The following is an 8,494-nucleotide window of genomic DNA, read 5'->3' on the forward strand; positions in this document are numbered from 1 at the left end:
CTCAGAATTGTAATCGGTATTGTTCTGGGAGTAAGCGAAAAGATTTTCTATGATATTTTGTAATGCCATATTTCTTAATCGCAGCTCTATGCTCTTTGGTAGGGTAGCCTTTGTTTTGTTTCCAGTTATACATGGGAAACTCCTCATGGATTTTTTCCATATAAGCATCTCTATGGGTCTTGGCTAAAACGGATGCGGCGGCAATACTTAAATATTTACTATCTCCTTTTATAATAGTTTGATGAGGAATATCCTTATAAGGTTTAAAGCGATTGCCATCAACAATTATAAATTCTGGTTGAGGGTTTAATTGTGTAATAGAAAGATGCATGGCTTTAATGGAGGCGTTTAATATATTAATGGTGTCAATTTCTTCTTCATATATATGGTGTACTCCGAAGGTTAATGCTTCAGTTTCTATAATGGGTTTTAATTCTGTCCTACGATTTTCTGATAATTGCTTAGAGTCATTAAGTCTAAGGTTGTCAAAATGCAGAGGTAAAATAACCGCTGCAGCAGTTACTGGTCCAGCTAAACAACCACGGCCAGCTTCATCTGTGCCACATTCTTTAGAACCGTTAAAAAATTTGGTTAACAAACTCATAATATTTAAATTTAGAAATATAGGGCAAAATGATTAATTGGCAATTAACAAGCTCTTTATTTATATACATCTCAATGGTAAATCTAGTAAATCAATAAGATGTAGATTTTATAGTTATTTCTTTAACATATTTTTATAGTATTCACTTGGATATTTAATATTTTATTAAGATGTTTGCGCAAGACTAACTCAAATAATTGTTTTATGAAATTAAAGTTAACATGGTTATTAACGCTATTTATGGCGTTTGTAATGCAATTTTCTTTTGGACAAGAAAGGGACATTACAGGAACAGTTACGGCCGCTTCAGACGGTTTGCCATTACCGGGCGTAAATGTAATTGTTAAGGGTACCACTAGAGGTGCGCAAACAGACTTTGACGGAAATTATTCCTTAAAAGCAAACACAGGGGATGTATTGGTTTTCTCATACCTTGGATTTAAAACTGTAGAACAGGCTGTTACAAGTAGCTCTACAATTAATTTAGCAATGGTGGAAGATGCTGCTGCGCTAGATGAAGTAGTTGTTACTGGTTATACCACTCAGACTAAGACAAGATCAAACGTGTCTCAGGTTAGGGTATCTTCAGAAACTATTGAAAATAGGCCAAATGCAAGTTTTGTTCAGACATTAGCTGGTCAAGTTCCAGGTCTTAACATTGTAACTAGTAGTGGTCAACCTGGAGGTAACTCAACAGTTCAATTGCGTGGTGTTGCTTCTATTGGTGGTAATACTGAACCGTTATTCATTATTGATGGTACGCCAGTTGATGAAGATAACTTTAGATCATTAAATCCTCAGGATATCTTATCTATCGATGTGCTTAAAGATGCGGGTGCAACTGCAATTTATGGTAACAGGGGTGCAAATGGTGTTATTGTTATTAAAACTAGAGGTGGATCTTATGGTCAAGAATTAAAGATTTCTTACAATGGATTTATGTCTTACAGTACCTTACAGGATACTGACTATGATCCAATGACAGCTCAAGAGCAATTAAGATACGAAAGAGACAGAGGTAATGGTGCTGGTGCAGGAAACAGTTCAGGTGTTTTTAACCCTGGGAATGGTTCTCCACTAACAGATGCACAAATTGCTGCAGCTCCAAATTTTGACTGGACGGACTTTTTCTTTAGAACAGGTATTTCTCAAAACCATACTGTGAATTTAAGTAGTGGTGGAGAAAAAACTACTCAGTTTACCTCTTTTGGATATTCTGATACTGAAGGTATTCTTCAGCAGAGTGATTTGAAACGTTTTAACATTCGTTCAAACGTTGCAGGTAAATCTGAAAATGAGAAATTTAATTATTCAACAAACTTAACGATTAACTATTCTAAGTCAAATGAGCCAAACAGTATTGGTTCTGGTGCAATTAACCGTAACTATGTATTAGGTGCGTTACAATCAGTGCCATATATTACTGCTGATGATTATACAACTGGTGCTGATCTTTTATCACCATTGTCATTTACTAATACTCCTCTTTTCTTATTAGATAGATTAAGAACCTATACTCGTTTTGAAGAAGAGGTAAAAATAGTAGGTAGTGCTGATTTTAGTTATGCAATCACAGATTGGTTAACTGCAAGAATGGTTATGGGTGGTGATTACCAAGCTGAGTTTTTAACAAGAGCAGAGGGACCAACATCTTTTAATGCTATTTTATTTGGTGGTGCTGAAAACCCAACTTCTGGTTTCCAACAGCAAATTAGTAACAGAGCATTTTCATATAACCAAGTCACATCATTAAATGCTGCTAAAACATTTGGTAAGCATTCTGTTGACTTAGGGTTATATACAGAGTACTTCAAAGCACACTTTAGAAACTTCGGTTACTTCTCTAACGGTTTAGTGCCTTCTCAATTCTTCCCAGGTGATGGTGATGCGTTGATTGGTACAGCAAACGGTTTGTTTATTGATACAGCAAGCGCAAATATTTTAAACGCAGGTTTATTCTCATACTTTGGATCGATGAATTATGATTATGATGAAAGATATGGTTTTGGTGCAACAGTTCGTAGAGATGCGTCTTATAGGTTCTCTGGATCTAATCGTTGGGCAACATTTTATTCTGTATCTGGTCGTTGGAATATTTCTAACGAAGCATTTATGGATGGTTCGGTGTTTAATAACTTAAAACTGAGAGCATCTTATGGTACTGCTGGTAACCAAGATATTGTTGGTGGAGGTTTATTCTCTGCACCAGATAGATATTTAGACTTGTTTACATCTCAAGCTGGTTATGGTAATGCTAATTCGTTAGCCTTAGCGCAAATTGGTAACAGAGATTTAAGATGGGAAACTATTACGTCTGCAAACATTGGTCTTGATTTTGGACTTTGGAACAATAGACTTAGAGGTAGTTTTGATGTGTATGAAAGAGAAACTTCTGATTTATTCCAAAACACACCGTTATCAGCTGTAACTGGATTTACTGCACAACCAGCAAATACTGGACTATTGTTTAACAGAGGTATAGATTTTGACGTCACTTACGACATCGTTCGTTCTACATCAGAAGGTGGATTAAATGTTACTTTAGGTGTTGTTGGTAACTACAACGAGACAGAATTAGATGAATTGCCAAATGAAGATGGAGAGATTATCGGCTTAGGTAGAAACGGTGGAAAGTTATTTGAAATCTTTACTATTGAGTACGCAGGTGTTAATCCAGCAACAGGTAATTTATTGTATAAGACAGCAGATGGTAACTTAACTGAAAACCCAAGTGCTGACACTGATCGTGTATGGTTAGATAAAAATATTTACCCTGACTGGAGTGGTAGTTTAAATCTTAACATTGATTATAAAGGGTTTTTCTTAACAACGCAGTGGAACTATGTTATCGGTGTTGATCGTTTTGATAATGATTATGCGTCTTTGATAAATCAACAGAACATAGGTCAATTTAGACACTCTACTGATGTTCTTAGAGAATGGACACAGCCAGGGGATATCACTGATATACCATCTCCTAACGCTAACAACTTAAACTTTGGTTCTACACGTTTCTTACGTAGCGCTGATTTTGTAAGATTGCGTTTTGCGTCTTTTGGATATGCATTTACACCTACTCAATTAGAGGGGTCAGGATTGACTAACTTAAGATTATTTGTAAACGGTGAGAACTTATTCACATTTTCAGAATGGAGAGGATGGGATGCTGATTCTAGAGCTGGCTCAAGATCATTCCCAACACCTCGTACAATCTCTTTCGGTTTAGAATTAGGTATTTAAAAAAAAAAATTATGAAAAAAATAAATAAAATAATATTCGTAGGGTTATTAGCTCTTTTAATGGGCTGTAATGACGCTATAGACATTCGCCAACCAGGTCGTTTAGATGCGTCAGGTGCATTCCAGTCAATTGATGATTTAAGGTCTGGTGTTCTTGCGGTGTACAATGAACTGGATTTAACACCAGAAATCGCATTTGCATCTAATTTTTGTGATGAAGTCACAATTGGTTTTGATAGTGGTGGACAAGGATTAGCTCTTTATAACTTTAACCTAAATGCAGGTAGTGTTGCTGCTCAAAATTTTTGGGTGAGAAACTTTAGAGTTAACAATAGGGCTACAGTACTTTTAGAAGCTGCAGCTAGTGTAGAAGTAGATGCAGCAGATCAAGCAGATTATAACAATATATTAGCAGAAACTTATTTTATTAGAGCTTATGCTAATATGGAAATGCTATTGTATTTTAGTCCTGATGCTAGAAACAACGATGCTTTAGCACAACCATTAATTGATTTTGTGCCTGGTCTTGGAATTCAACCAAGAAGAAACACAACCGGTGAGATATGGGATTTCATTGAGTCTGATATAGACATGGCAAATAGCTTGTCTAATGTTAACTCTGACCCATTCTTTATCTCAAAAGATGCAATTAGAGCTATGAGAGCTAGAATCGCTATGGAAAAAGGGGATTATCCTACTGCTGAAAGTTTAGCAATGGGCTTATTATCTAGTTACCCATTAGCTGATAGAACTGAATATGCTGATATGTTCTTAGATAACGATACCTCTGAGGTTATATGGAATCTACAAAGAACGGTTAATGATCCTTATGACGGTCAAGGTGCTACAGGATCTGTTAATGCAGGGGGATGGGCTGGTGCTCGTTTTGCGTTCGTAACTGCAACTTTAGCAGGGTCGCCTTATTTTGAAATGGACAGAGGTCTTTTCAACTTAATGGATCCAGCTGATATTCGTTACGATGTTAACGTTGCTCCAACGTCAGTAATCAATCCAGATTATGACACATCACCTGACCCTGTAAACACAGATATTTTGGTTATTCAAAAATATCCAGGTTCAGAAGGTAAACCATTGATGAATGATCTTAAGGTATTTAGATCATCAGAAATGTTATTGATTGCAGCAGAAGCTAGAGCAGCTCAGAACAATTTAGTAGGAGCAGCTAACTTAATTAAGCAATTAAGAGATGCTAGGTTTGGTTCAGCTCAAATGCTTCCTGTATATGGCTCACAAGCTGAAGCTTTTGCGGGTGTTTTAGATGAAAGACGTATCGAATTAAGTTTTGAAGGTCATCGTTACAAAGATCTTAAGAGATTGGGAGCAGCAGCAAATAAAGGTATAGATAGAGATCCTATAGATTGTGGTGTTAATAGTGCTCCATGTACTTTACCATCTACAGACTTTAGATTTACGTTACCAATCCCTGTAATAGAAATTAACGGAAACCCTGGAATTGCTGAACAGCAAAATCCTGGATACTAAAAAAAATGATTATGAAAAACTTATTTAAATTATTTACTTTATGCGTCACAGTGGTTTTATTCCAAAGCTGTGAAGAAGACTTAGTTGTCTATTCTGGTGATGCATTTGTTCAACTAAGTTCAAGCTCCAGTGCTTCCTTAGTAGAGAATGGTGGAGAAAGTGTTACTATTACAGCACTATTAAGTGAGCCACAATCTTCTGCAGTTACCGTTAACTTTGATGTTTCTGGATCGGCAGCAGCGTCGAGATATACCCTATCTCCTGGTGCAAGTTTGAGTATCCCTGCTGGTGAAACGTCAGCAAGTCTTACAGTTACCCCAGTTGATAACGATGATATAGATGGTGATGTAGATATCGTGTTAACATTGTCTTCATCTAGTGGTTTACCAGTAGGTGTTGCTGGTGAAGGTTTGTTTAATACAAGCAGAACAGTTACTATCGTTGATGATAACGTTCCTTGTAATGACTTAAATGTTCAAATCATTACAGATGCATGGGGTTGTGAAACATCATGGGAGATTACAGATTCAACAGGAGCTGTTGTAGCTTCAGAAGGACCTCTTACGCCATGTGGTTCAGGTAGTGATACATTTAATACAGCTGTTACTTTAGAAGACGGTTGTTATACATTTACAATCTTTGATTCTTATGGGGATGGACAAGCTTCAGGTTCTTATTTAGTGACTTGCGGTAATATTGTTCATGCTTCAGGTAGTGGACAGCTAGATACTGTTCCTGGTTTTGAAGAATCTACAGATTTCTGTGTAAACCAATAGAAGTATTTTACTTATATAATATAAAAGCCCGACATTGTCGGGCTTTTTTTATTGCCATTGGGTTAATAAACGTTTATTTTTGACGTTCTTAAACAAAGCAATCTTTTTTCAATTGATGAGGTATTTCATAGTTCTTTTTAGCGTGTTTTTTTTAGCACAGCCATCTTTTAGTCAAGAAAATAAAAGATCTAATAATTCTACCTTTACTGATGAAGAGAGTGATAGTATTAAGTCTCAAAATTCAAATTTTAAATCACAGAGCAAGGCAAAAATCTCAGGCTACCAAATCATCTCTTTAACAAAGGATACAACTTTTGTAGACACTACATTAACTATAAAAAAACACTACAAGTACAACTATTTAAGAAAAGACCTTTTCGGTTTAATGCCTTTTGCAAATACAGGTCAAAGCTATAATAGCCTAAGTTTAGAGAATTCCTCTAATGACATTGTGCCATTATTTGCTGCTAGAGCAAGACACTTTAATTATATGGAAACAGATGATATATTTTATTATCATGTTCCGACGCCCTTAACGGAGTTGTATTATAAGACTGCATTTGAGCAGGGACAAACATTAGATGCCTTTTTTACGGTGAATACGTCAAAGCAATTAAATCTGTCTATTGCCTATAAAGGACTGCGCTCATTGGGTAATTATCAAGATGTGTTGACAAGTACAGGCAATTTTAGGTTTATAACAAATTATAAAACTAAGAATGGACGTTACCAGATGCGTGGACATATTACCATGCAAGATTTGTTAAATCAAGAAAATGGCGGGCTTACAGATTCTGATGTTGAAAATTTTAGAACTGGGAATGAGGACTTTTTAGACCGATCCGTTTTTGATCCAAATCTTCAGAATTCTGAAAATATTCTAGAAGGCAAGCGCTTTTATTTAGATCAGCATTACAATTTAGTGCGAAAGAAGGACACGCTTTCAACTACAGAACTTGCAATTACAAATACACTGAGTTTTCAGGATAAATACTATCAGTTTTATCAAGACAACGTTAATAATACCTTTTTTGGGGATTCGTTTTCCAATAACATCAATGATAAAGTGACCCTAGAAGATTTTTATATGGACTTTGGTGTTTTATTTCAGAATAAAACATTGGGAGATATTTCATTTAAATTAAATTATACAGATATTAACTACGGGTATAATAGCATTGTTGTTCTAGAAGATGAAACAATTACTAATAGGATAAAGACCAATTTTTTAGGCTTTAAGGGAAGCTACCAAAATAGATTTGGGGATGTAATCTTATCAGGCGATATAGGAGCAAACTTATCTGATGAGATAAAAGGTAATTTTTTAAACACAAGACTAAGCTACGACCTATCAGAAAATTTTAGTCTTTTAGCCGGTTTAAATATAAACTCAAGGCTTCCAAACTTTAATCATTTATTATATCAAAGCGATTACGTTAATTATAACTGGGATAATCAAAATGAGTTTGAAAATGTAAGAACTCAAGAAATTACCTTCGGAATTCTTTCAGATAAATATTTAAATGCTACGCTTAGCATTTCTAATATTGACAACTACACTTATTTTGGGGTAAGTGATCCTAGTGCTATTGAAAAAACAACAAAGCCTTTTCAATATCAAGACGCTCTCCAGTATTTAAAGCTGAAAGTGCAAAAGGAATTTAAATTTGGAAAATTTGCTTTAGATAACACGGTAATGTATCAAAACGTTACCAGTGATATAGACGTGTTAAATGTCCCTGCGCTTATAACAAGGAATACACTTTATTTCTCGGATGAATTATTCAAAAAATCCCTAAAGCTGCAAACAGGGGTAACCTTAAACTATTTCACTGAGTATAATATGAATGGATACGACCCATTATTAGCAGAGTTTTATACCCAAAATGAAACTAAGCTTGGTGGTTTCCCACGACTGGATTTTTTCATAAATGCTAAAGTCAGACAAACAAGAATATTCTTAAAAGCAGAACACTTCAATTCTTCTTTTACTGGTTACGACTATTTTTCAGCGCCGAATTATCCGTTTAGGGATTTTACGGTTCGCTTTGGATTGGTCTGGAATTTCTTTCTTTAGAGTTTTTGCCACTTTTTTTGCATTATCAGGTTGACTGGTGTTTGTTTCACTCAGTTCAATACTTAAACTTTTTTCGATTATAGAATACTGTTTAATAGACCTTTAAAAAATTATAAAAATAAATTCCATAAAAAGTTTGTTTTGAAGTTAAAAACGGTTTTATATTTGCGCCCCGTTAGCGACGGGTTTTTGGTTGTTAATGGTAGTTCATTTCCGGTAATGTTTATGGTTTAAAAAAAATAATTTATTTTTTTTTGGATTGTAGTTGTAGGAAATAAAAAAGGGTTTTATATTT

General features: G+C 35.1%; 5 protein-coding genes. 4 read left to right on the plus strand and 1 reads right to left on the minus strand.

Annotated features, from left to right (window positions below; translation table 11 throughout):
- Position 1: 1 nt before the first annotated feature.
- A complete protein-coding gene (locus ACFEMA_RS07195; RefSeq protein ID WP_411767398.1) occupies positions 2-604 on the minus strand; it encodes a ribonuclease HII in 603 nt (200 codons plus the stop codon).
- 204 nt (positions 605-808) lie between these two features.
- Between ACFEMA_RS07195 and ACFEMA_RS07200 the strand changes: the two genes are divergently transcribed.
- The 4 genes from ACFEMA_RS07200 (at position 809) to ACFEMA_RS07215 (ending at position 8,199) form a co-directional block, all read left to right on the plus strand.
- The gene (locus tag ACFEMA_RS07200; protein WP_411767399.1) at positions 809-3,844 is read left to right on the plus strand and encodes a SusC/RagA family TonB-linked outer membrane protein; all 3,036 of its coding nucleotides are present in this window, start codon (positions 809-811) and stop codon (positions 3,842-3,844) included.
- Positions 3,845-3,855: 11 nt separating this feature from the next.
- Positions 3,856-5,346, plus strand: a complete 1,491-nt coding sequence (locus ACFEMA_RS07205; RefSeq protein ID WP_411767400.1) for a RagB/SusD family nutrient uptake outer membrane protein — start codon at positions 3,856-3,858, stop codon at positions 5,344-5,346.
- A gap of 11 nt (positions 5,347-5,357) precedes the next feature.
- Positions 5,358-6,122 (plus strand): hypothetical protein, encoded by a 765-nt coding sequence (locus ACFEMA_RS07210; RefSeq protein ID WP_411767401.1) that lies wholly within the window; start codon positions 5,358-5,360, stop codon positions 6,120-6,122.
- Positions 6,123-6,237: 115 nt separating this feature from the next.
- Entirely contained in the window at positions 6,238-8,199 is a 1,962-nt protein-coding gene (locus ACFEMA_RS07215; protein ID WP_411767402.1) for a putative porin, read from the plus strand.
- Positions 8,200-8,494 lie beyond the last annotated feature (295 nt).

The organism is Winogradskyella sp. A3E31 (genome assembly GCF_046720935.1).
Taxonomy (GTDB): Bacteria; Bacteroidota; Bacteroidia; order Flavobacteriales; family Flavobacteriaceae; genus Winogradskyella.